The sequence below is a fragment of the Shewanella abyssi genome (assembly GCF_023284025.1).
GTDB classification, from domain to species: domain Bacteria; phylum Pseudomonadota; class Gammaproteobacteria; order Enterobacterales; family Shewanellaceae; genus Shewanella; species Shewanella abyssi.
Map to the genome: position 1 here is coordinate 53,068 of NZ_JAKIKR010000018.1, position 22,011 is coordinate 75,078.

Consider the following 22,011-nt stretch of genomic DNA (forward strand, 5'->3'; position numbering starts at 1 on the left):
TTTTTAACGGCCTAGCACTGCATTAAAACCTGACAGTGGAATGACGTCGCCAGCTTGCATAGTTGCGATGTCGATACCGCCAATTCTGACTCTAACCAACCTTAGTGTTGCAAAACCTACCGCCGCAGTCATCTTTCTAATCTGGCGGTTCTTACCTTCACATAAGGTGATAGACACCCAGCTTGTTGGACCGTGCCTTGGATCGCGGATCTTACGACCTCGCAAAGGTAACAGTGGTTCCTGCGTTAATTTGAATACTTTGCAGGGCAAGGTTTGATACTTCTCTCCATTCACTCCAATTTCAACACCGTTTTGTAGCGCTAAAACGGCCGCGGCAGAGATGTTGCCATCAAGCTGAACATAATACTCTTTTTCGATTTTTTTACTGCGGATCAAGTGACTCATCATGCCATCGGTCGTGAGTAGTAATAACCCTTCGGAGTCGTGATCAAGCCGGCCGATAGCCATGGTTTTTTCGGGAAAATTAAATAGCTCAGCCAGCAGCTTCTTGTTTTTACGCGTTTCGGGCACAAATTGGCTTAAAAAACCGTAGGGCTTAAAGATTTTAAAGTGCTGATGCTTGTCTGGCGCTGCTGTTAATTCTACTTTGTCTAGGGTGTTCGAGGGCATTGATGTCGCTCTTAATTAGCTTGATTGCTATTAATCTGAACTTAGCCTGATTATACGTAAACTCTTATAGCAACGCACCTCATACCTATTGACGTGCTCCTCGCAAATGAGAGCTGCCGTGTTTAATTGTTAAGCTAGGGTAATTTAGCTATTGCTGCCACAATAGCTAATGACAGCGTTGTCATTTAAGGTTATAGTCATGTTACATGTTTAGCTGGCATTACGATAACCATCCCATAAGAACGTGTTTCATGCTCTGTATTGGTCAGTGCAGATCGACAGCATCTGCTCATTTCTCACTTTCATTGGATCCCTTTATGCAAATCGTAATATTAAAAGACAGTGGGGCTGTAGCGGCCTATGGCGCAAATATTTTTATTAAACAACTGCACAAAAAAGCGGATTCAGTGCTGGGGTTAGCAACAGGCTCAACGCCAGTATCGCTTTACCAGCAGTTGATTGAGGCCACTAAATCGAGGCAGATCTCATTTGCCAAAACCACTACCTTTAATCTTGATGAATACTTGGGGTTAGCAGGCACTCATCCGCAAAGTTATCGCTACTTTATGAAACTGCAACTATTTGATCATATCGATATTGATCAAGAAAATACTCATGTGCCTCCTGGCGACGCGGCGAATCCAATTACGGCGTGCCAAGGCTATGAAGAGCAGATCGCCGCTGCGGGGGGGATTGACATTCAGCTATTGGGAATAGGCCGTAATGGTCACATTGGCTTTAATGAGCCATCATCTGGTTTGATGTCTAGAACGCGGGTTAAGACATTAACCAAGGCGACTATCGAAGATAACGCTCGCTTCTTTGGCGATGACGAGTATCAGCCGCATCTGTCGATTACTATGGGGATTGGTACGATTATGGATGCTAACAAAGTCGTTTTATTAGCAACTGGCGCCAACAAAGCAGAGGCAATTAGAGCAACAGTCGAAGGCCCATTAACTGCCGCATGTCCCGCTTCTGCACTGCAGATGCATCAAGATGTGGTGCTGGTGATAGATGAAGCAGCTGCATCAAGCTTGTCAGATTGTGACTTTTACAAACATATCGAAGCGGAAAATCAAAAGCTGATGGCTAGATTAGGCTTGTAACTAGCTGCAATTAATAGCACATAAAAAAGGACAAGCCATGCTTGTCCTTTTTTGTTTTTCAGCCCGAGAACATCGATTGCAGTTGGTGGTTCGTATTAACGAGGCGTTTGCTGATGTTGAACCAAAATGCCACCACTGTTCATATGTTAATTATTTGTATACTCTTAATTGATTAAGGTCATTTTTAAATCAAAAACTAACCACTTATAAAAGAGTAAAAATTATGCTGAAAAAATTCTCATTAGCGGTGCTTGTGCTAATCACACTGCCCTTTGTCATCGCGTTGTTGGTGCAAAAAGAGTATTCGGTCGTGACTAAAATCACCATCGATAAACCGGTGTCAGAGGTATTTACCTACGTGAAGCAGCTAAAGAACCAAGATAACTTTAGTGTCTGGGCACAAATGGATCCAGACATGAAAAAGAGCTATCGCGGCATTGACGGAACCGTTGGCTTTGTATCGCGCTGGGAAAGCGACAATGAAGAGGTGGGCGTCGGTGAGCAGGAGATTATGGCTATCGATAAAGGCAAGCGTATTGATTTTGAACTGCGATTTTATGCTCCGTTTGAGTCAACCGATCCTGCCTTTATGACCACAGAAGCGCTGGGTCAGAATCAAACATTAGTACAATGGGGTTTTGATGGCCACTTAGATTACCCAATGAACCTGATGTTTTTGTTTCTAGACTTCGAAACCATGATTGGCAACGATTTGAATCAAGGGCTAGTGCAATTAAAGCAGCTGCTAGAAGCGGAGTAGCCCTTGTCTGTGGCAAGTTCGATGTTGCTGGATTGCGATAAAGCTGAGATTGCCACCTTAGGCCAAGTTGTTGATTTTAAACTATGTGCGCAATAAATTTGATGCATTATCACGCTAGGAAAATTTAATGACAGAAGCTCATCATCCATTAACTGACTTTATTGAATACCCTGAACATGAAATGCTTGCTCGGGCAGAACGAAATTATGCAGAGATGAAGCGGCGTCACTCGATCCGAAAGTTTTCTAATAGGGCGGTACCGCAAGAGATTATCGAAAAGTGCATCTTGGCGGCGGGCACAGCGCCCAATGGTGCCAATCATCAACCTTGGCATTTTGTAGCGATAAACAGCCCTGAAATTAAGGCGCAAATACGCCATGAAGCTGAAGCATTAGAGCAGGCTTTTTATGCAGGACGTGCGGGAGAGGAGTGGCTCGATGCACTTAAACCGTTAGGCACCAATGCTGATAAACCCTATCTTGAACATGCCCCTTGGCTAATCGCCATATTCAGTAAAAAACGCACTGAAGAGGACGGTGAGCAAAAAACCAATTATTACGTCCATGAATCGGTTGGGATCGCGACTGGTTTTTTGATCCAAGCGCTGCACAATGCAGGCTTAGGCACCCTGACTCATACGCCCAAACCTATGTCTTTTTTAAGTAAAGTATGTGGCCGAGATAACTCAAATGAGCGGCCATATATGTTGATCATCGCAGGCTACCCAAGCGAAGATGCAACGGTGCCAGAACACGCATTACAAAAGAAAACCCTTGCAGAGATCTGCGACTTTCTCTAATAGCCGTTAAATGGTTAACTATTTAATGGAATGGCTATAACGCCAACTGCTAAGTTTTCCAGCAGATGGCGAACAACCAAAGCTGGAGCCTAGTTCTGTCTGGCGCTAAAAAGTATTTGAGTGTAATGCAAAATGAATAGGCTGAAAGCGACTATCCAGCAAAGTGCGCTAATGTCCCATGCGAGAATAGGTTGCTGCAGCAAGGGTAAAGCCACTCGTGCGAGTGCGCCGATCAGGATCAGCATAAACGCTATGTTGATTGAAAAATGAGGTTTAAGCGCTCGGCCTGTATGTCCCAGAGATACGCGAGCGATCATGGCTAAGATCATCGCACCAATGGTACCAATGGTGATGAGATGCAATGCATCAGCAAAGCGCAACACGTCAATATAGTAACTTGCGCCCAGTGCGATGAGTCCAATGGCTAAGGCAAAATATGAACCGTGCAAAGACCAAAGTAGCGGCACTTTGAGTGTTGCAACGCTATTCCAATTCAGTATACGTAGTAAGTGTATAACTCCCGCTAAGATCAGTAGTGGAGCCGCAGTAAAGGGCAGCTCAATAAAGTAGCCAATAAAGAAAACGGCGAGGCCTAATAAAGAGACCCAAGGCAAGCATTTGTCGAGTTGTGGGGTGGTTTTTACGTTGGCATTTTCAGCGCCACGGCCGGTAAAAAATGGGATAACTCGTCCGCCGACAATGCCGACAAGTAAGCAAAAGAGTAGAATCGCACAACGTGATAGATGTAACGCAAGCTCGGTATAGCCATAGATATCGGCCAGTAAAAAACCGATGTTAAAAGACATCATCGCGGTCAGTAGCGGAATAAATTGATAGTTACGGCTGCTTTTAGCCTTAATCACCATCGAAGCAATATAACCAATTGAGATAAGCCACCAACTCGCTTGCAAAGCCACAGCAGCTAACTGCAGGTTGGGGTTTGAAGACCAGAGTAAGCCCCGTACCAGCAGCCAAATCACAGTGAGCATCATCAAGGCAAAACCATTTATGCTACGGCGATTGGTCCAAGTCTGAGCAGCAGTCAGTAAAAAACCAACCGCAATAGTGGCTGCAAAACCAAACAACATTTCATGGATATGCCAGATCACAGGGCTTAATCCAGCAGTCGCAAGACCGAGAAATTGCCCATGAAGAAACAATATCCACACCGCGATACTGACTACCGACGACAGCGCCGCCGCTAAAAACCAGGGTCTAAAAGCCAAGTCCCACAAAGGCATGTCGCTCAGTTGGCTGAGTAAGTTTTTAGGCTGCAGCACAACCTGTTCAACTTCACCACTAGCGGAGAGCACTTGTTTAGTTTTAGGTTCTGTAATTGATTGCATGGGGATCTATCTTGATTAAACGTAATTTGACACTGCGATAAATGTGCCAATGTTGAAAGTAGTGATGGTTGCCCGGGTTCAGACTGATAGGTGCACCATTGTAGTCATTTAGACCTCGCTTATTTGTAGTCTTTATGACTCTTAAGCGTTCTTTTGAGTCTTATTTTGAGTACTGTTTTGAGTGCTGTTTGGAGGCATGATATGGTGGCTGCAGTGATAATTGATTGGGTTTACTATTCTTGTGAGTGAAATATCCTCAGCCGCCTTAGTCCAACTTGCCTTAGATCTTACCCATAGCCTGACCACTAAAGACAGGTTCGATCGCTTGCTCAATACCGTGCGCAACGCCGTCGTTTGTGATGCTGTGGTGTTGTTGCAAGTGCAAGGTAACTACTTAAAACCGCTGGCACTGCAAGGGCTGACGAAAGAGACCTTAGGTCGCCGATTTGAGACGGCTTCTCACCCAAGGTTTGCGCAAATTTGTGCCTCGAAAACACCGCTGAGATTTGCAGCTGACAGTGAGTTAGCTGATCCTTATGATGGTTTATTGCTGTCCCACAGTGGTGATCTGCCAGTACACGCTTGCATGGGGCTACCACTGCTTTGTGACGACAAACTGATTGGGATTTTGACCTTAGACAGTATGCTTCCCAATATCTTTGATGAGATCCCCAAGCAAACGTTAGACATTATTGCGGCGATGTCCGCAGCGACCTTAAACACCGCTATTTTGCTGCAACAACTCGAACAGCATTCAAAACATAATCAGCAGGTAGTTGCGGAGCTAACCCATGAAGCTTTAGTTAAAGATGGCGGTGAGCTGATAGGCAATAGTGAGATCATGCTTAAGCTAAAACGTGAAATAGAGATGGTAGCAGCCTCTAACTTTTCCATTTTAATCGAAGGGGAAACAGGCGTTGGCAAGGAGCTAGTGGCGAGGACGCTGCATAGACAGTCGAGCCGCAGTGAAGGCCCTTTGGTCTATGTGAACTGTGCTGCACTGCCTGAAAGCCTGATTGAAAGTGAGCTATTTGGCCATGTTAAAGGGGCATTTACCGGCGCCGACCGAAACCGCATCGGTAAATTTAGCCTCGCTAGCGGCGGCACAATATTTCTCGATGAGATTGGCGAGTTACCACTGGCGGTACAAAGTAAGTTGCTGCGAGCTTTGCAGAATCAAGAGATCCAAGTGGTGGGTAAAGATGAGGTTGAGTATGTGGACGTGCGCATTCTTGCAGCAACGAATAGACAGCTTAAAGTGGAGGTTGAACAGGGGCGTTTTCGTGCCGACCTTTATCATCGCCTGAGTGTGTACCCCATTATTGTGCCACCATTAAGGCAGCGTGATGAGGATATTAGTTTGCTTAGTGGTTACTTTATCGAGCTAACCCGGCGTAAACTGGGCATGAGTCAACTGACCTTAGAGCCAAGTGCGATGAAAATGCTCAATCAGTATGATTGGCCGGGTAATGTTCGCGAACTGGAACATGTTATTAGTCGCGCAGCCCTTCGAGCGAGAAGCGAAAGTACCGCCGCTATTGTACGCATTGGCATTACCCATCTTGCGCTACTGTTGCCCAATGCCAGTCAAGGCGAAACTGCGGCTAATCAATTGCAGGATCCGTTACAGCAGAAGCTGCTAGCCGAAGACGGTGGCAACCTTAAACAGCAAACCGATGACTTTCAACGGCAGTTGATTTTACAGACGCTAACCCAGCAACAGGGTAATTGGTCGGCAACCGCCAAGCAGTTGCAGATGGATCGAGCCAATCTAAACCGTCTTGCCAAGCGCTTGGGAGTTAGAGTGAGTAAGAGTATTGTCGTCGGCATTTAAAGTCCGCATTTGAAAGAAAGCAGGGAGCACAATGGATAAGCACAATATTCTTGATAATCTGCCGAGTGATTTAACCTTAGAGCAATTCGAACCTTTAGTTAAAACGGATGCCGTGTTGATTGAGCGCATTGTTTCGGCGGCGGATGTGACTCCAGAAGGAGTCAATGGATACGTGCAGCGGCAATGGGCTTGTTTAGAGTGGTAAAGAAAGCAGGGAGCATAATGGATAAGCACAATATTTTCGATAATCTACCGAGTGATTTAACCCTGGAACAGTTTGAGCCGCTGGTTAAAACGGACAGCGTTTTAATCGAACGCATTGTCTCGGCGGCGCATGTGACGCCAGAAGGGGAATGGTATGACCTAGCCCGCAATGAGTGGGTGATGGTTATGCAAGGAGCGGCAAAGCTTGAGTTCGAGAGTGGCAAAGTCGTGATTTTAAACCAAGGTGAACATATCAATATTGGCGCACATGTAAAACATCGGGTGGCGTGGACCAGTGAGCAAACCGAAACCATCTGGCTAGCGGTACATTATGGATAATCATTAGCTATCACCGGCCATAAACCGTTAATCAACAATAATTGGCGATAACAAATGCGTTATCAAGGGCTTAAATCACCCCGCGCATTAGGTAATAAAGTGTGTTTTCCGTGGGCCGCTTTGCGTTATTCCCTAGGCGGCGTAACGATACATTAGCTAATGCCAAATCTCAGATTTTTGCTATAATGCCCGCATAAATAATAGTGTTTCTTTTTTGAGTGGTTTTTATGAGCAATGTTGGCATCTTCAGCCCTAATGACAAGCCTGATAGCGCACCTCAGCCACCACTTGAGCGGAAATCTAACCGACTTGAGTTGTTAGCGCCCGCTAAAAACGCTGACTTTGGTATTGAAGCTATCCGCCATGGCGCCGATGCGGTTTATATCGGTGGCCCCGCTTTTGGTGCCCGTGCTAGCGCAGGCAACAGCGTCGAAGATATTGCCAGATTATGTACCTTTGCTCATCAATATCACGCCCAAGTGTTTGTTGCTATTAACACTATCTTGATGAATGAAGCTGAACTTGATGCGGCGCAGAAGCTCATCTGGCAGGTTTATGAAGCCGGAGCTGATGCATTGATTGTGCAAGACATGGGCATTCTTCAGCTCGACCTGCCGCCGATTGCGCTACACGCGAGTACGCAGATGGATAACCGCAATCCAGAAAAAGTCGCTTTTTTAGAGCAAGTAGGCTTCTCACAAGTGGTACTGGCGCGTGAACTTGGTTTAAGCCAAATTCGAGATGTAGCGGCTAAAACCAATATGCAGATTGAGTTCTTTATTCATGGAGCATTATGCGTAGCCTATAGCGGCCTTTGTAATCTCAGCCACTCTTTCAGTAACCGCAGTGCTAACCGCGGCGAATGCTCACAACTATGTCGGCTTCCGGGTGATTTAAAGACCCGTCAAGGTGAAGTGCTAGCGCAAAATGAACACCTTTTATCATTAAAAGATAATAACCAAACTGATAACCTTGAAGCCCTTATCGATGCTGGCGTACGCTCATTTAAAATTGAAGGGCGCCTTAAAGATCTGAGCTACGTAAAGAACGTGACGGCGCATTATCGTCAAGCGCTGGATAAGATTATTGCAGCGCGTCCTCAGTTCAGTGCCTCTTCCCATGGTCGCTGCGAACATAGCTTTACGCCAGATCCTGAAAAAACCTTTAACCGCGGTAAAACAGACTACTTTGTCCATGAACGTAGCCAAGGGATGAATGACTTTCGCTCGCCAAAATATATTGGTGAAGAGATCGGCATCGTTAAACGCATTGGTAGTGACTTTATCGAGGTCAGCTCAGAGCACAGCTTTAATAATGGCGATGGTTTATGTTTTTTCACCAGTAATTTTGCTGAAGCCAAGCAGTCAGATGACAAATTAAAAGGCTTGCGGGTTAACCGCGCTGATGGTCTTAAGTTGTTTGTATTGCGGATGCCAAAAGAGCTCAAAGTCGGTATGACCATTTACCGCAACCACAACCAAGCATTTGAAGCGGTATTAGCCAAAGAATCGGCTAAGCGGATTATTGCTGTTGATGTGGTATTAGCTGATACTCAAGACGGCGTATCACTGACGATGACGGACGTGCACGGTCACACGGCGAGCCAGAGCTTAGTTTTTGAAAAGAGTGCTGCAACCGACGTAGATAAGGCATTGCAGGGGCTACGCAAGCAACTAGGTAAGCTGGGCAGTACTGACTTTAAAGTACGTGCGATGAATATTGACACGGCGCAAGCTTGGTTTATCCCAACGTCAGTATTAAACGGCTTACGACGCGATACTGTGGCGGCATTAGAGCTTGCTCGCGTTAATGGTTATCAACGCCCTAAAGCGTGGAAGTATAATCAAGACGCTGTGTATCCAGTGAAGCACCTAAGTTATTTAGGTAATGTCGCTAACGACAAAGCCAAGGCGTTTTATCAACGTCATGGGGTTATCGAAATTGAAGATACCTACGAGAAAAATGGCGTCACTGAAGATGTACCATTAATGGTGACTAAGCACTGCCTACGCTTTAATTTCAACTTATGCCCGAAAGAGGTTCCTGGCATTAAAGCTGATCCTATGGTGTTAGAGATAGGCAAAGATGTATTGAAGCTGGTTTTCGATTGCCCTAAATGTGAAATGCTAGTGGTTGCCGAAAACAGACAGGTACGTTCTGAGTAATGGTTAGCTATTTTTGACCCAAAATGGTTTGGGTCTTTATTCGCAATTGTTTCTCCAAATCTATAAGTTAACTTAGACAGCCATAGTTAATGGCGCGTGTTAATGCGCCGTTCAACATGCAAGTGCACAACTCCCAAACTTCGGTATTGGGTGGGTGCCTAAGGCTTTATGTTATCAAAGTAGGGTTCGGATTATGAGTATATTGATAATTGTTTTTGGACTATTAATGCTTTTAGCTGGAATGTCGCTCATTACTAACCCTGAAATTATAATCAGGGTGCTGAGAGAAAATGCTGATAAGCTTTGGTTGCACATAGGTGCTGTTGGAGTAAGGCTAACACTTGGAGCCGTACTTATATATCAGGCTAGTGTTTCAAACTTTCCTGTAATAATGGAAGTCATTGGCTGGATAGCAATTTTCGCAGCAATAGTTTTTACGATTATGGGTCGCAACAATTTTAAACGTTTAATATCATGGGTATTCTCATTGGTGGAACCATTTGGTCGTATTGGTGGTGTCCTAGCGATATGTTTTGGGTCTTTCCTAATCTATGCATTTGTATAAAGACAACATAACGAACAAGGATAGGCCGCGCGCAGCCGCGTCCTTATCCCAAGTGTTGAACAAGCCCGAGTTTTCTGTGGTTATCAAATGCTGAGAGTTTGCGCTTTTATAATCCAGTGCAGATGCGGCAGAGGCCGTCGAAAACAGGGATGTTTTCGTTGAGCCTACATGGACGTACTAGTAGCGAGCCTCAGCAGCGTCTGCACATACGCTTGCCGCAGGCAATTGGAACCACTGCTGGTTGGGTAGCCCTCTGAGTTACTTTATTGATTATAAAGATAAGGCCTTACGGCCTAAAAGGTCGTGGCGCTTCGCCCACACCCGAACCAAGGGGGAAAGCGCTTGTCCCCCTTAGCAAACCCTCAGCGCCCCGGCGAAATTTAAAAAGCGAAATTTCCAACGGGGAAGACTAGATTCTGCACGTTCATTTACATGTATCTCAGTTCTGGCATTTACTGAAAATATCTAGTTACAAGCATTAAAGCTTAAAACCCGAATGCTGAGAGTGTGCACTTTTCTAACCCAGTTTAGATACAGCTAAGGCCATCCATACGAGGCGCCACCGTAGACAATTGGAACCAATATAGTCAGAAACTAATCGAATGATGATCACGACTAAACCTTACTCTGTACTCAATTTACCAATCAATTAGTCATCGAATACACATCACTATGTATCGATAATGTCCTTCCTACTTTGGTGTTATCTTTTAAAACAATAAGTTATAGTAGCAAGCAGAACATTATCAAGACGCACTGATAATATTTAAAAATGCAGCAGCGATAAAAATGTTATCGCTGCGTCTGTTCAATAAGCTGTTATGTTTACTAAGGATTTGAGATCTCATGGAACGAAGTTATTTAATAACAATGTCACTATTAATACTCCATCAAATTGATGCTGCTTATTGGAAAGAGTGGGAAATGTTCTATTTACCTGGTGGCATACAGGGCTATTTATTCTTCAATTTACTCATTTTACCTATTCTACTAATAGGTTATAAAAGTATTATTGTAAGGAATGAAAATTCCGTTAGGTACTCCCTGCTATGTGCAGGTTCGGGTTGTTTAACATTCATTATTCATGCTGGGTTTATGTTTGCAGGGAGTCCTGAGTTTCATTTACCAGCTTCGTTGCTAATCATATTTCTTTGTTTAATATCTTCACTGTTTCAAATAAAGCAAACCATAAAGTATAGTGGGCAACTATCGCAAGCCTAATAATGGCATTTAAACGGAACTAAAACAGTTGGTTAGGTTTCGCTACGCTCCACATTATAACCAACTATTTTATTCAAAGGAGTTAACGGTGCCATCCATAATAATTTTTCTTATTTTGCAAAGTGCCGCAAAAAAGCAGCCAACTTGCTCCGGCAGTTGTGGCGGGCGTTAGCAATTCAAGGGTTATAGTCAGGATACATTAAGTGATAATTGAACGTTTTATCAATCTAAGCCAAGATGAACTAGACAAGCCAATCTATCGAATAATGCCAGTAAATAGGTTGCTCGAGAGTATTGTGAGTAAGCGCAATGTCCTAGTACCGCCTCATAAGTGGGATGATCCATTTGAAAACTTGTTGCTCAAACATAGAACAAAATTCGAAATAAAGTACATTGAAAAAAATGGTGAGCTAAGCCCAAGTAGTAGTAAGATTTATGGCCAATGTTGGACCTTGCACAGCGAAACAGATGCGATGTGGAGAATTTACTCCAACGATAAGAGTGGTGCAAAGGTAAAAACAACCCCAAGACTTCTACTGAATGCAATAAACGACTCTAACAATTCGAACGTATACATTGGTAGAGTTCAATATTTAAATCAACGTGATTTATTAGATAAGATAGACGGCCTTAATGCATATACATCTGATAAAGATGTAGCTGAGTCATTGTTGTATAAGAGAAAAGAATTTAGCCATGAAAAGGAAGTGCGGCTTGTTCACACTAATGGTAAAGGCGACATCCATAAGCATGCAATTAACCCTAACTCTCTTTTTGAAGAGGTTGTGTTTGACCCAAGAATTGATGACCATCTTTACGAAGCCTATAAAGGTGCGTTACTTACACATGGCTACAGCGGAAAAATTGCAAAGTCATCCTTATATCGCCTACCTACCAAACTCATGCGTAGGAAATGAGGTCGTTAACGGTGCCTCCATAATAATTTGCGGTTTGCCTAGGTGGTTTCTAAGGGTTAACTCATGGGTATTTACGAGTTACTTTCCCATTGTATTTGACGACTTTTATTGGATTAAATTCGTAATAGAGGTTAAGTTCTTAGCTGCTACATTGGTTTGTTGCAGAGATAACTTTGACTCAATATTAAGGGAAATAAAATGGGATTGTTAGATTCGCTAATGGGGAATGCTTCAGAGGTTAACCTTGAAGAGCTGACAGAAGAGCTTAGCCCGATATTGGCTGACAATGAGTCGCTGAGCTTAGCCTACAAGGTGGTTCGAGATATGTTTGTTTTTACCAATAAGCGGCTGATCTTAATCGATAAGCAAGGGATCACAGGCAAGAAGGTCAGCTATCATTCAGTGCCCTATAAAGCGATAACCCATTTTGAAGTAGAAACAGCGGGCACATTTGATATGGATGCAGAGCTGAAGTTATGGATCTCTGGTCAGAAAGAGCCGTTAGTTAAGGAGTTAAAAAGAGGCACCGATGTGGTCGGCATTCAAAAAACCATTGCTAACTTTTCACTTTAAACCGCCTTCTAGCGCTAGGGCATTGACCACTCCACCTTGGGCTGTTTGCGCAAGTAATCTTAATGCTTTGTATAGGTTAGATTTACCACTGCCATTAGCGCCTGTGACGAGATTGAGCCGTGCTAGCGGAATAGTGATGTCACGTAAAGAGCGATAGTTCTGAATGGCGAGTGTGGTCAGCATGGGTAACCTGTCTATTGTTACTTGGTGTAATGGCTAGGGTTTATTTTGGACGTCAGTGCATGATCTTGCCAGCGACCCGCGATTTTTAAGTAAGACTTGGCGACTCCTTCTTGCTCAAAACCTAATTTATTGAGCAAAGCGGCGCTGCGATTATTAGTGACAATATAGTTTGCCATGATGCGGTGTAAGCCCATGCTATCAAAGGCATAGTTAATGGCAGCTTGCAGGACTTCAGACATATAGCCACGACCTTCATATCTCTTAGCGACAGAGTAGCCTAGATTACAGGCCTGAAAAACGCCCATTACGATATTACTGAAGTTACACACGGCAATGATCTCTGTCTTGCTTTTGTTGAGCGCTACAAGCTTAAGTGCACTGCCATTCTCAAACTGCTTAAGGTTTTCAGCAAGTTGTCGTCGCCAATATTCAATAGTATAAAACTCCTCAGCTCTCATGGGCTCCCACAGTGCGAGATGCGATTGGTTTTGCAGGTAGTAATCACCTATGAGCTCAGCGTCAACAGAGGTTAACATTACTAGGCTAGTTCTTTCTGTTTCTATCACTGGGGTAACCGTGCTTAAAGGGCTTTTACTTAATGGCTTTTTACTTAAAAGTCTGTCCATGACAAGCCGTCCAATTCTTATATGCTATTTGTGGGTTAAATTCTATAAGCTGATGGACTTAGAGCAACACATCACTGAGGACTCTTTGCCAGTTTTGCCCCATGATCTTATCGCGGTCATTGCTGCTAAAGCCGGCTTTGCCCAAGGCGAAGTCAATTCGATTCATGCGATCGATATGGTTCAGTTCAGGGATGACGACGTGTTCTGGCTCTACATCGTAACCTAGTACCTTTTTCTCGCGCAGACTATGCCACCAACCGAGGTACTGTTTTACCCCTGCGGCATTATTGTTGTTCAGTTTGAGTAAGTTTTTCTGGCCGCGCAGTGGGTAGTCATTGGCAATGGCGACAGCATCAATACCACCGACATTAGCGACATGTTTAAGATGGTTAATATAGTGATCAACCGTTGGCACTCTGTCGTTAGTTAGCCAAAAGCTCATCATAAACACGCCGAATAAGCCGCCACTGTCAGCGATCGCTTTAATCACCTCATCTGGGCTGCAACGTGCATGATTGACCAATGCACGCACTGCGCCATGACTTTGCACTATGGGAGCACGGCTAACCCTGGCGGTATCTAACGCTGCTTGCGGACTAGAATGGCTAACGTCGATGAGAATATTCTTGTCATTCAGCTTATTAATCAGCGCGTCACCGGCTTTGGTTAGCGGTAGGTTAAGCCCGCCACTGGCATTATTATCGAGTGCGCCACCACTAAACTTATTGCCGTAATGATGAGTCAGTTGCAGTGCTCTTAACCCATGACTATGAAACTCATCAACTTGGCTTAAGTCATTATCGATACTGCCCTCGACGCAATCCGATCCTTGAATTTGAAAGAACACCGCGGTGCGATCAGATTGCTTGGCGCGCTTAATGTCATGGCCGTTAAGCCCCTGAATGAGTTTGTCACTGTTGGCTTCAACGCGGCTTTTTGCCGCTTTTATGCTTTTAATACAAGCTTGATAAGTGCGTTTGTAGTTAGTGGTGCCATCAGGTTGTTTTATCGCTTCAATGGCTGAAATATCGCAAAGGTAAGCATCAATGTTTGACGCTGCTAAATCGGCGAGGTCATCGGGGAGAAAACAAAGACCATCAACAAACAGGCGTTTATTGTCTTTGGCTAATGCGGGCAGAGGGCCAAGCTGGCTTAAGAGCGTACCCGCGGCAAGTCCTTTAATAAGTTGACGTCGATTGATTAATTGCTGCATCGGTTTCTCCCACTGTAGGCGTTGATTCGGCTACTTTTATTGTTGTTTTTGCTTATAGTAGCCTATCTGCTAAAACTATTCGATATCTTGACAATGGTTGACCCTTAAGTGACTATCGAGGCCAAATTGAAGTGAAATCATTAATAATTAAAGGCTTTTAAATCAAAGTCTAATATATAAAAGTTAACAAAATTAAGGGGAAGGCTATGTTTCATCGCGCGTTAGCACTTGCATTACTATTGGTATTGCCAGCGGCGGCTCAGGCCGAAAATTATTCGATTGGTACCGGTGGTCAAAGCGGGATCTATTACCCTTTTGGTGGGGCATTAGCCAAAGTATGGTCTGATAAAGTGCCTGAAGTGAATGTTAAAGCGGAAGTGACAGCAGCTTCTGTAGAGAACACCATCAAGGTGGTTCGCGGTGATATGATCGCCGGGATCGCCATGGGCAATGTGGTACTCGATGCCTATAAAGGCGAAGGTAAATTCAGAAGTGCCATGCCAGTGAATACCCTGTTCGCACTTTACCCAAACCTAGTACATGCCATCAGCTTAAAAAAGTCAGGTATTACTTCTCTGGATGATCTTAAAGGTAAGCGTATCTCTTTAGGCGCGCCTGCAAGTGGTACCGCTGTGACCTCTGCTGCATTGCTTGAATCAATCGGTATTGATGTTAAAAAAGATATCACTGCGGTTTATCTTAATTACGCCGAAACGACTAACGCATTAGCCAACGGTCAAATCGATGCAGGCTTTATTGTCGGCGGCCAAGGTGTAGGCGCTGTGACTCAGGTTGCGTTAACCCATAAGATTAATATTATCCCAGTATCTGCTGCCCAAAGCGCTGCATTTATCGCGAAAAATCCAGCTTATAGTCACTACACCATTCCTAGCGACGTGTATAACAATGTTGCTGCAGTATCGACGTTGAGCGTGTGGAATGTGATTGTAGTGAGTGCAAAAATGACTGATGAGATGGCATTTAACCTGACTAAAGCTGCCTTTGAAAATATGGGCGAAGTGCGAAAAGTCGTTAAAGTGGCGGATGCTACGACACCTGAAAATGCTAATCGCTTGAAAGGGGTGCCGTTACATCCTGGCGCGCAAAAGTACCTAGACTCTTTGAACAAATAAGCTCTTTAATCATTAGCACTTATATTCTATAAGTGCATTGCAACATCGACAAAGGCAACTAAGTAGTTGCCTTTGCGTTATTTAGGCCATTGAGTTGGCTCATACTAACTCTAAGCCTCAAGGATAATTTATGACCCCAGTTGACGACAAAGAGGTTAACCAACCCCTTGCTACAACTTCGGCTGAACCGCTTGAAAACAGTAATGTAGTGGATACAACCTTAGCTTATGAAACCGCTGTGAAGATTTTTGGTTATCTCATTTTAGCGCTTGCGGTAGCGCTTTCGTCTTTCCAAATTTGGCAAGGCGTTACATCCACTATCTCGGCTACTTACTTTCGTCCGGTGCATTTATGCTGGGTGTTGGTACTGATATTTTTGCATTATCCATTGATAAGTAACCGGTATAACAAAGCTTATATGCTGGGGCGGGTAACTGATTTAGCACTGTGTGGCTTAACTGTATTTGCAGGCTACCGTATGTTGATCTTCGATTATAACAATATCGATCATCTGCTGTATGGCTTGGTCACGGCTGATTTAGTGGCTGGCAGTGCTTTAGTGCTGCTACTGCTCGAAGGTTGCCGCCGCACAGTCGGTTGGGTGATGGTGCTTATCGCTGGCTTGTTTCTAGCCTACAGTGCGTTTGGCGATATGCTGCCAGGCGCGTTGGCAACTAAAGCCTATTCTTTACAAGAGTTGGTTCAGTTTCAGATCTTCTCCGCCAACGGTGTGTTTGGTTCTGCACTGGGTATTGCTGCGACCACGGTATTTATCTTTGTGTTATTTGGCGCCTTCCTTGAGGTGACGGGGGCAGGTAAGTTCTTTATTGACTTGGCATTTTCTATCGCGGGGAAATATCGTGGCGGGCCCGCTAAAGCGGCGGTGTTAGCCTCTGCCGGGCTTGGTTCTATCTCAGGCTCTGCCATTGCCAATACGGTCACTACAGGCTCGGTGACGATTCCAATGATGAAGAAGCTTGGCTATACGCCGGAGCAATCTGCGGGAATTGAAGCGGCGGCCTCAACGGGTGGGCAAATTATGCCGCCGATTATGGGGGCAGGAGCCTTTGTGATGGCACAGTTTACGGGGGTGCCTTATAGCGACATCATGCTGGCATCAATAGCGCCAGCGATCCTCTACTTCTTCTGTACCTTGCTCTACGTGCACTTAATGGCTTGTAAGTTAAACCTACAAGCTGCTAGCCGCACCGAGGCTGTTATTACGGTGATGAAGGATGGGGCGCACCATCTTATTCCGCTGGTGATTATTACCACGCTATTGATGATGGCATATTCGCCGTTACTCGTGGGTGTCGCCGGTTGCGCGGCGATTTTACTGACCGCTGCACTGCGTAAACACAGCCGTATTGGTTTGAGTAAGTTTATCTCGGGCATGAAAAATGGCGCGTTAATGGCACTACCTATCTCGGTTGCCTGTGGCGCGGCGGGGATTATTGTTGGGGTCGTGGGCCAGACCGGAATTGGTCTGCAGTTTACTCAATTTGTGATGGAGTTTTCCGGCGGTTATATGCTGGTGGCGCTGGGCTTAATCAGCATTGTGGCATTAGTGCTGGGGATGGGATTACCTGTTACCGCAGCTTACATAGTGCTGGCAGTCATGGCGGTGCCTATGCTTGGAGACTTTGGTCTACCTCTGCTCACTGCGCATTTGATTGTGTTTTGGTTATCGCAAACATCCAATGTCACCCCACCGATCGCGCTGGCAGCCTTTGCAGGCGCGGGTGTTGCTAATGCCAATCCAATGAAATCATCTGTTGAAGCGTTTAAGCTTGCGGGCGGGCTGTTTATGATCCCGATCATGATGGCCTATACCGACCTGCTCAACCCTGAGGCGGGGATGATGGCATTTGGTTTTGCCATTGTGCAGACGGCGACCATTATTGTTGCCATCGCGATATCGATAGAGGGTTATCTTTTACGGCCGCTATCAAAAGTTGAACGGGTGGTGGCATTTGCCGCTGCGCCGTGGGTACTGTTTAATCCCTTTGGCACGGGCGTTGTCGGTGTATTGCTGATTTTAGGTTTGATTGGCTTACAGTGGAAAACCCGAGTTAAGGTAGCTGTCTAAAGAGCGTAGCGTTATTTAGATTAAGTGTTAGCTAGGTAATGTATCAGTTAGTTGAAGCACGGCGAACCGATGACGGGGTGATTAACCTGTTGTCGGTTGGTGGTGATGCTTTTTATCACTTTGCCTTTTAATCATTCTCACTATGAAGGCTTTGGCTCTTGATCGCGTTAGCTAAAGCCAGTAAACCATTGGTGCGTGATGGACTTAATTGGCCCTCGAGTCCTAGCTGCTTAAAAAACGGTTGAGGGTCAAAGTCGGCGATCTCGGTGCTGGTCTTGCCATTACAGGCGATTAATAATAGCGCGATAAGCCCTTTAACGATGCGGGCATCGCTGTCGGCTAGAAAGTAATGTTTGCCTTCAATCTCACTGTGATACAACCAAGCATTGCTCTCACAACCTTTAACCTGAGCAGACTCGACCCGCAGTTCATCCTGCAGCTTAGGCAAGGTTTTACCCAGTAACATTATCTGACGATAGCGCTCTTGCCAGTTGTTTGCTTGTTCAAACAGCTCCAGCGTTACTTGAGCTGATTGATTAAGTTCTAATGCTAAAAACTCTATTGTAGTGGGCTGGACTTGCTGACTCATACTCGACCTGACTTTAATGTAATGATTATTTGAAATTTATTTATAAACAGCGTCTTCTCGACTTTGCTGTTAGATTTACCTGCTTTACCTGCTTTACCTGCTTTACCTGCTTTACCTGCTTTACCTGCTTTACCTGCTTTACCGTCTTAGCCGTTCCCGTCCTAGCCGTTCCTAGTCCCTAGCACCGGCTCTTAACCGTCTTAGCATTTCCTAGCTCCTAACCCGCTTTTAACCGCTCTTAAAGCAATAACTCTTTCACTGACTGCATCGCAGTAATGAAACGGTCGATATCCGCTTTATTAGTATAAACGCCAATAGAGGCTCGGCAGCAGCCATTGAGTTGTAAGCTTTGCATCAGAGGCATGGCGCAGTGGTGACCGCAGCGCACCGCTATACCTTGCTGATCTAATAAGATCCCTACATCTTGATGATGCTCGCTAGCGAGGTTAAAGGCGACTGCGCCAAGATTGTCGCTGTGGGCGCCATAGAGTACAACATCGCCTAATGCTTTGAGCGAATCTTGCAGATAGATAAGTAATGTTTGCTCTGCTGCAGCGACTTGCTCAGTGGGCAAGGCGTTAATGAAATCAATGGCGGCGCCTAGACCGATAACTTCGGCTATTGGTGGAGTACCGGCTTCGAGTCGATTCGGTAGCTGGTTAAACTCGGTGCCACTAAAGCTGACGCTTTTAATCATCTCACCACCAGTCATGAGTGGGCAGAGTCTATCTAAGATCTCAAAGCGGCCGTATAAAACCCCGATGCCTGTAGGGCCGTACATCTTATGGCCGGAGAACACGTAGAAATCACAAGCGATGTCTTGCACGTCAACGTTCATGTGTGCAATCGCTTGCGCGCCATCAACCAAGGTTATCGCGCCGACTTGCTTTGATTTGGCGACTAAATCGCTCACCGGATTCACAGTGCCCAACACATTTGAAACATGGCTCAGTGCCACTATCGCCGGTTTTTCGAGTAACAAGGTATCAAATGCAGCGGTGTCTATGCGGCAATCTATGGTCAATGGGATCGGCTTGATAATCGCGCCGGTACGTTTAGCGAGCTCCTGCCATGGCACAATATTGGCGTGATGGGCGGCAGTATCAATTAAGATCAGATCGCCTTGTTTGAGCTGTGATGTTAGCCCATTGGCAACGATGTTAATGGCTTCGGTAGTGCCGTGGGTAAATATCATCTCTTCGCGGCGATGAGCCTGAATAAACTGGCATAGTTTGTCGCGTACCGCTTCATATTGAGTGGTCGCACGTGCCGATAACTGGTGCGCTGCCCGATGTACATTGGCATTATCAAACTGATAATAGTGATTCATGGCATCGATCACTTGCTGCGGCTTTTGGCTGGTGGCAGCGGTGTCTAAATAACATAACGGGTAGCCGTCATTAGACTGCGCAAGCACTGGGAATTTTGACCGTAACATTGAAAGATCCATTCATCTGATCCGAGATATAAAAATAGAAGGCGCGCAGATCTTGTAAGATCTACGCGCCTAATGCAAGGCTATTACTTAATGGGCTTGGTATTAGGGACAGGGGAGGCGATATATCAGTGCTAATTCATCGAGGCGCAGCATTAGCTGTGGTGAAATACTGCAATTGATACTGTCGATATTCTCTTTTAATTGCTCAAGATTGGTGGCACCGATGATGTTAGCGCCGACAAATTTTTGTGCATTAACAAACGCCATAGCCATTTGTGCTGGGCTCATATTGAACTCTTTGGCAAGTTCAACATAGGCTTGTGTCGCCTCAAGCGCCATTGCCGTTCCGGTATAGCGCGCAAAGCGTTTAAATAAGGTTAAGCGAGCACCTTCTGGCCACTGGTCATTAAGATACTTACCCGACAAGGCGCCGAAGGCCAGTGGAGAGTAAGCAAGTAATGGTACCTCTTCGCGATGGCTAATTTCGGCCATGCCGACCTCAAAGCTGCGATTAAGCAGGTTATAAGGGTTCTGCACCGAGACGATTTTTGGCAAGCCATGCTTTTCAGCGAGCTGTAAATATTTGCTAAAGCCCCAAGGGGTTTCATTTGAGATGCCGATGTAGCGAATTTTACCCGTGGTGACCAGATCCGCCAAAGCCTCTAGTGTCTCAATAATGGGGGTTTGCTGTTCGCCATCGTCTTGTTGCTCGTAACTCAATTCGCCAAAGAAGTTGCTGTTACGATCGGGCCAGTGTACTTGATAAAGATCGATGCAATCGAGCTGCAATCGCTTTAGCGAGTCATCAACAGCGGCATGAATGTTACGCCAGTCCAGCGCCATATTGGGACGAATATAGTCACTCTTGCCACCAGGGCCTGAGACTTTGCTGGCAATAATGAGATTGTCACGATTACCGCGTTGCTTGAGATAGTTACCTAGAATGGTTTCGGTAGCACCTTGGGTTTCAGCTTTGGGAGGTACAGGATACATTTCGGCGGTATCGATGAAGTTAATCCCTTCACCAATGGCATAGTCTAATTGTTCGAAGGCTTGAGCTTGAGTGTTCTGCTCGCCCCATGTCATTGTCCCTAAACAGATTTTACTAACATTTAAGCTTGAGTGTGGCAGACGTTTATATTCCATAATGCAACTCTCTTAATTTAAAAACCATCTACATGAAAGACCAAATAAAAAAGGCCGAATAAAGAACTATCTAATAAACAGTGACCTACTAAAAGTGACCTAATAAAAACTATCGACTTAATACACTACCCTAGTTTGGCTTGGATAGGGTGAGTAACATGGTTATTTCACAAGCATCATGGCCGGTGTCACCGAGTGGCGCCTCTATATGCTCAAATGCCAACGACTCATATAACGTTATAGCTTCCACTAAATTTGCGGTGGTTTCTAAATAGCAGGCATTAAAGCCTTGCTCAGTTGCAAAATCGATCGCTTGTAGTGCCAGTCGTCTAGCAAAGCCTTTACCGCGTAACTCTGGTGAAAAGTACATTTTTTGCAATTCACACACGCCAAGCTGACCGTTAAGTGGCGCGATCCCGCCGCCGCCGAGGATCTGTCCTTGATATTCGATGACCCAATAGCTGGCATTATCTGCTTGATATACGTCACTGAGATTATCTAAGGTGGGATCTGATACGCCATACCCCTTGTCTGCGGTGAGCCCATATTCTGCAGACACTTCTCGAATTATCTGAGCCATAGACGCATTGTCTTGGGCCGTTATCTCTCTGACGGTGTAACCAAACTGCGCTTTAGATTGCACTACCGCTTTAGTGTACTGGCCAATGGCGTTCTCTATTTGGCTTAATTGCTCGCTGGGCAGTTGCGCTATGATCTCACTAAATTGCTGATTTTGTTGTGCATCGAGTTCAACTAATTGTTTTTTACCAATGCAGGTTAGCTGTGCCATCAGGCTACGACTATCTTTCGGGTTAGTAACGGTTTTGACAAAGCCCTTTTCGACGAGATTACTTACAGCACGACTGGCATTGGATTTATCAATATTGAGTAATTCAGCCAACTGCTTTATTGAATAAGAACTTTGTCCCAATTCAACTAATGTGTGCGCTTGGACAGGCGATAGTGGTTGATTACCACAGGCGGTGTCTAACAGTCCTAATTGGCGAATGAGCTGTCTGGAAAGTCGGCGTAACTGTGAAGCTTGGCAGGGGGTATTTGGCATATATCGATTCATCAACGAAATTTAGTTGCGACTAACATCTAACCTACGGGGAATACACTATTAAATCAA

21 protein-coding genes and 1 pseudogene are annotated in these 22,011 nt (G+C 45.1%); 13 read left to right on the forward strand and 9 right to left on the reverse strand.

What is annotated here, in order from left to right; translation table 11 throughout:
• Positions 1 to 3: 3 nt before the first annotated feature.
• Complete coding sequence (locus L2755_RS09965) at positions 4 to 630, reverse strand: pseudouridine synthase (RefSeq protein ID WP_248980541.1); 627 nt, start codon at positions 628 to 630, stop codon at positions 4 to 6.
• A 317-nt stretch (positions 631 to 947) separates the two neighbouring features.
• Here L2755_RS09965 and nagB point away from each other — a divergent pair, with 317 nt between their 5' ends.
• The 3 genes from nagB (at position 948) to L2755_RS09980 (ending at position 3,298) form a co-directional block, all read left to right on the forward strand.
• Entirely contained in the window at positions 948 to 1,739 is a 792-nt protein-coding gene (nagB, locus tag L2755_RS09970) for a glucosamine-6-phosphate deaminase (protein ID WP_248980542.1), read from the forward strand.
• A gap of 223 nt (positions 1,740 to 1,962) precedes the next feature.
• The gene (locus tag L2755_RS09975; protein ID WP_248980543.1) at positions 1,963 to 2,499 is read left to right on the forward strand and encodes an SRPBCC family protein; all 537 of its coding nucleotides are present in this window, start codon (positions 1,963 to 1,965) and stop codon (positions 2,497 to 2,499) included.
• Between the two features lie 127 nt (positions 2,500 to 2,626).
• The gene (locus tag L2755_RS09980) at positions 2,627 to 3,298 is read left to right on the forward strand and encodes a nitroreductase family protein (protein WP_248980544.1); all 672 of its coding nucleotides are present in this window, start codon (positions 2,627 to 2,629) and stop codon (positions 3,296 to 3,298) included.
• Between the two features lie 89 nt (positions 3,299 to 3,387).
• On the opposite strand, the gene L2755_RS09985 is transcribed toward L2755_RS09980, so the two are convergent.
• Positions 3,388 to 4,644, reverse strand: a complete 1,257-nt coding sequence (locus L2755_RS09985; protein WP_248980545.1) for an NnrS family protein — start codon at positions 4,642 to 4,644, stop codon at positions 3,388 to 3,390.
• A gap of 241 nt (positions 4,645 to 4,885) precedes the next feature.
• Here L2755_RS09985 and norR point away from each other — a divergent pair, with 241 nt between their 5' ends.
• The 8 genes from norR to L2755_RS10020 all read left to right on the forward strand — a co-directional run bounded on the left by norR (position 4,886) and on the right by L2755_RS10020 (position 12,462).
• Positions 4,886 to 6,478 carry a nitric oxide reductase transcriptional regulator NorR gene (norR, locus tag L2755_RS09990; RefSeq protein WP_248980546.1) on the forward strand — a complete coding sequence of 531 codons (1,593 nt, stop codon included), beginning with the start codon at positions 4,886 to 4,888 and terminating at the stop codon, positions 6,476 to 6,478.
• A gap of 31 nt (positions 6,479 to 6,509) precedes the next feature.
• On the forward strand, positions 6,510 to 6,683 hold the full coding sequence (locus tag L2755_RS09995) for a cupin domain-containing protein (protein WP_248980547.1): 174 nt from the start codon (positions 6,510 to 6,512) through the stop codon (positions 6,681 to 6,683).
• Positions 6,684 to 6,700: 17 nt separating this feature from the next.
• Positions 6,701 to 7,021, forward strand: a complete 321-nt coding sequence (locus L2755_RS10000; protein ID WP_248980548.1) for a cupin domain-containing protein — start codon at positions 6,701 to 6,703, stop codon at positions 7,019 to 7,021.
• A 227-nt stretch (positions 7,022 to 7,248) separates the two neighbouring features.
• On the forward strand, positions 7,249 to 9,186 hold the full coding sequence (locus L2755_RS10005) for a peptidase U32 family protein (protein WP_248980549.1): 1,938 nt from the start codon (positions 7,249 to 7,251) through the stop codon (positions 9,184 to 9,186).
• A 193-nt stretch (positions 9,187 to 9,379) separates the two neighbouring features.
• Complete coding sequence (locus L2755_RS10010) at positions 9,380 to 9,751, forward strand: hypothetical protein (RefSeq protein WP_248980550.1); 372 nt, start codon at positions 9,380 to 9,382, stop codon at positions 9,749 to 9,751.
• Between the two features lie 846 nt (positions 9,752 to 10,597).
• Complete coding sequence (locus L2755_RS22390; protein ID WP_428847788.1) at positions 10,598 to 10,972, forward strand: DUF6713 family protein; 375 nt, start codon at positions 10,598 to 10,600, stop codon at positions 10,970 to 10,972.
• A 203-nt stretch (positions 10,973 to 11,175) separates the two neighbouring features.
• Positions 11,176 to 11,889 carry a DUF2971 domain-containing protein gene (locus L2755_RS22295; RefSeq protein ID WP_248980551.1) on the forward strand — a complete coding sequence of 238 codons (714 nt, stop codon included), beginning with the start codon at positions 11,176 to 11,178 and terminating at the stop codon, positions 11,887 to 11,889.
• Positions 11,890 to 12,087: 198 nt separating this feature from the next.
• Positions 12,088 to 12,462, forward strand: a complete 375-nt coding sequence (locus tag L2755_RS10020; RefSeq protein ID WP_248980552.1) for a PH domain-containing protein — start codon at positions 12,088 to 12,090, stop codon at positions 12,460 to 12,462.
• Here L2755_RS10020 and L2755_RS10025 read toward each other — a convergent pair.
• The 3 genes and pseudogenes from L2755_RS10025 to L2755_RS10035 form a co-directional block, all read right to left on the reverse strand.
• Positions 12,460 to 12,645: pseudogene (locus L2755_RS10025) on the reverse strand (AAA family ATPase); the annotation flags it as partial. The gene L2755_RS10020 and the pseudogene L2755_RS10025 overlap by 3 nt on opposite strands.
• Positions 12,646 to 12,662: 17 nt before the next feature.
• Positions 12,663 to 13,271 (reverse strand): GNAT family N-acetyltransferase, encoded by a 609-nt coding sequence (locus L2755_RS10030; protein WP_248980553.1) that lies wholly within the window; start codon positions 13,269 to 13,271, stop codon positions 12,663 to 12,665.
• A 58-nt stretch (positions 13,272 to 13,329) separates the two neighbouring features.
• A complete protein-coding gene (locus L2755_RS10035) occupies positions 13,330 to 14,484 on the reverse strand; it encodes a membrane dipeptidase (protein WP_248980554.1) in 1,155 nt (384 codons plus the stop codon).
• A gap of 206 nt (positions 14,485 to 14,690) precedes the next feature.
• Between L2755_RS10035 and L2755_RS10040 the strand changes: the two genes are divergently transcribed.
• Both L2755_RS10040 and L2755_RS10045 read left to right on the forward strand, forming a co-directional pair.
• Positions 14,691 to 15,617: a TAXI family TRAP transporter solute-binding subunit gene (locus tag L2755_RS10040; protein WP_248980555.1), complete on the forward strand. Its 927-nt coding sequence runs from the start codon at positions 14,691 to 14,693 to the stop codon at positions 15,615 to 15,617.
• Between the two features lie 130 nt (positions 15,618 to 15,747).
• Complete coding sequence (locus L2755_RS10045; protein ID WP_248980556.1) at positions 15,748 to 17,706, forward strand: TRAP transporter permease; 1,959 nt, start codon at positions 15,748 to 15,750, stop codon at positions 17,704 to 17,706.
• Positions 17,707 to 17,833: 127 nt separating this feature from the next.
• Here L2755_RS10045 and L2755_RS10050 read toward each other — a convergent pair whose 3' ends face one another.
• The 4 genes from L2755_RS10050 to L2755_RS10065 all read right to left on the reverse strand — a co-directional run bounded on the left by L2755_RS10050 (position 17,834) and on the right by L2755_RS10065 (position 21,942).
• The gene (locus tag L2755_RS10050; protein ID WP_248980557.1) at positions 17,834 to 18,295 is read right to left on the reverse strand and encodes a SufE family protein; all 462 of its coding nucleotides are present in this window, start codon (positions 18,293 to 18,295) and stop codon (positions 17,834 to 17,836) included.
• Positions 18,296 to 18,533: 238 nt separating this feature from the next.
• Positions 18,534 to 19,745, reverse strand: a complete 1,212-nt coding sequence (locus tag L2755_RS10055) for a cysteine desulfurase (protein ID WP_248980558.1) — start codon at positions 19,743 to 19,745, stop codon at positions 18,534 to 18,536.
• 90 nt (positions 19,746 to 19,835) lie between these two features.
• On the reverse strand, positions 19,836 to 20,879 hold the full coding sequence (locus L2755_RS10060) for an NADP(H)-dependent aldo-keto reductase (RefSeq protein ID WP_248980559.1): 1,044 nt from the start codon (positions 20,877 to 20,879) through the stop codon (positions 19,836 to 19,838).
• 130 nt (positions 20,880 to 21,009) lie between these two features.
• The gene (locus tag L2755_RS10065; RefSeq protein ID WP_248980560.1) at positions 21,010 to 21,942 is read right to left on the reverse strand and encodes a bifunctional helix-turn-helix transcriptional regulator/GNAT family N-acetyltransferase; all 933 of its coding nucleotides are present in this window, start codon (positions 21,940 to 21,942) and stop codon (positions 21,010 to 21,012) included.
• Between the last annotated feature and the right edge of the window lie 69 nt (positions 21,943 to 22,011).

Excerpts from the sequence above, each read along its gene's own strand:
- L2755_RS09965 (WP_248980541.1), bottom strand. The coding sequence starts at position 630 with ATGCCCTCGAACACCCTAGACAAAGTAGAATTAACAGCAGCGCCAGAC.
- nagB (WP_248980542.1), top strand. The coding sequence starts at position 948 with ATGCAAATCGTAATATTAAAAGACAGTGGGGCTGTAGCGGCCTATGGC.
- L2755_RS09975 (WP_248980543.1), top strand. The coding sequence starts at position 1,963 with ATGCTGAAAAAATTCTCATTAGCGGTGCTTGTGCTAATCACACTGCCC.
- L2755_RS09980 (WP_248980544.1), top strand. The coding sequence starts at position 2,627 with ATGACAGAAGCTCATCATCCATTAACTGACTTTATTGAATACCCTGAA.
- L2755_RS09985 (WP_248980545.1), bottom strand. The coding sequence starts at position 4,644 with ATGCAATCAATTACAGAACCTAAAACTAAACAAGTGCTCTCCGCTAGT.
- L2755_RS09995 (WP_248980547.1), top strand. The coding sequence starts at position 6,510 with ATGGATAAGCACAATATTCTTGATAATCTGCCGAGTGATTTAACCTTA.
- L2755_RS10000 (WP_248980548.1), top strand. The coding sequence starts at position 6,701 with ATGGATAAGCACAATATTTTCGATAATCTACCGAGTGATTTAACCCTG.
- L2755_RS10005 (WP_248980549.1), top strand. The coding sequence starts at position 7,249 with ATGAGCAATGTTGGCATCTTCAGCCCTAATGACAAGCCTGATAGCGCA.
- L2755_RS10010 (WP_248980550.1), top strand. The coding sequence starts at position 9,380 with ATGAGTATATTGATAATTGTTTTTGGACTATTAATGCTTTTAGCTGGA.
- L2755_RS22390 (WP_428847788.1), top strand. The coding sequence starts at position 10,598 with ATGGAACGAAGTTATTTAATAACAATGTCACTATTAATACTCCATCAA.
- L2755_RS10020 (WP_248980552.1), top strand. The coding sequence starts at position 12,088 with ATGGGATTGTTAGATTCGCTAATGGGGAATGCTTCAGAGGTTAACCTT.
- L2755_RS10030 (WP_248980553.1), bottom strand. The coding sequence starts at position 13,271 with ATGGACAGACTTTTAAGTAAAAAGCCATTAAGTAAAAGCCCTTTAAGC.
- L2755_RS10035 (WP_248980554.1), bottom strand. The coding sequence starts at position 14,484 with ATGCAGCAATTAATCAATCGACGTCAACTTATTAAAGGACTTGCCGCG.
- L2755_RS10040 (WP_248980555.1), top strand. The coding sequence starts at position 14,691 with ATGTTTCATCGCGCGTTAGCACTTGCATTACTATTGGTATTGCCAGCG.
- L2755_RS10045 (WP_248980556.1), top strand. The coding sequence starts at position 15,748 with ATGACCCCAGTTGACGACAAAGAGGTTAACCAACCCCTTGCTACAACT.
- L2755_RS10050 (WP_248980557.1), bottom strand. The coding sequence starts at position 18,295 with ATGAGTCAGCAAGTCCAGCCCACTACAATAGAGTTTTTAGCATTAGAA.
- L2755_RS10055 (WP_248980558.1), bottom strand. The coding sequence starts at position 19,745 with ATGGATCTTTCAATGTTACGGTCAAAATTCCCAGTGCTTGCGCAGTCT.
- L2755_RS10060 (WP_248980559.1), bottom strand. The coding sequence starts at position 20,879 with ATGGAATATAAACGTCTGCCACACTCAAGCTTAAATGTTAGTAAAATC.
- L2755_RS10065 (WP_248980560.1), bottom strand. The coding sequence starts at position 21,942 with ATGCCAAATACCCCCTGCCAAGCTTCACAGTTACGCCGACTTTCCAGA.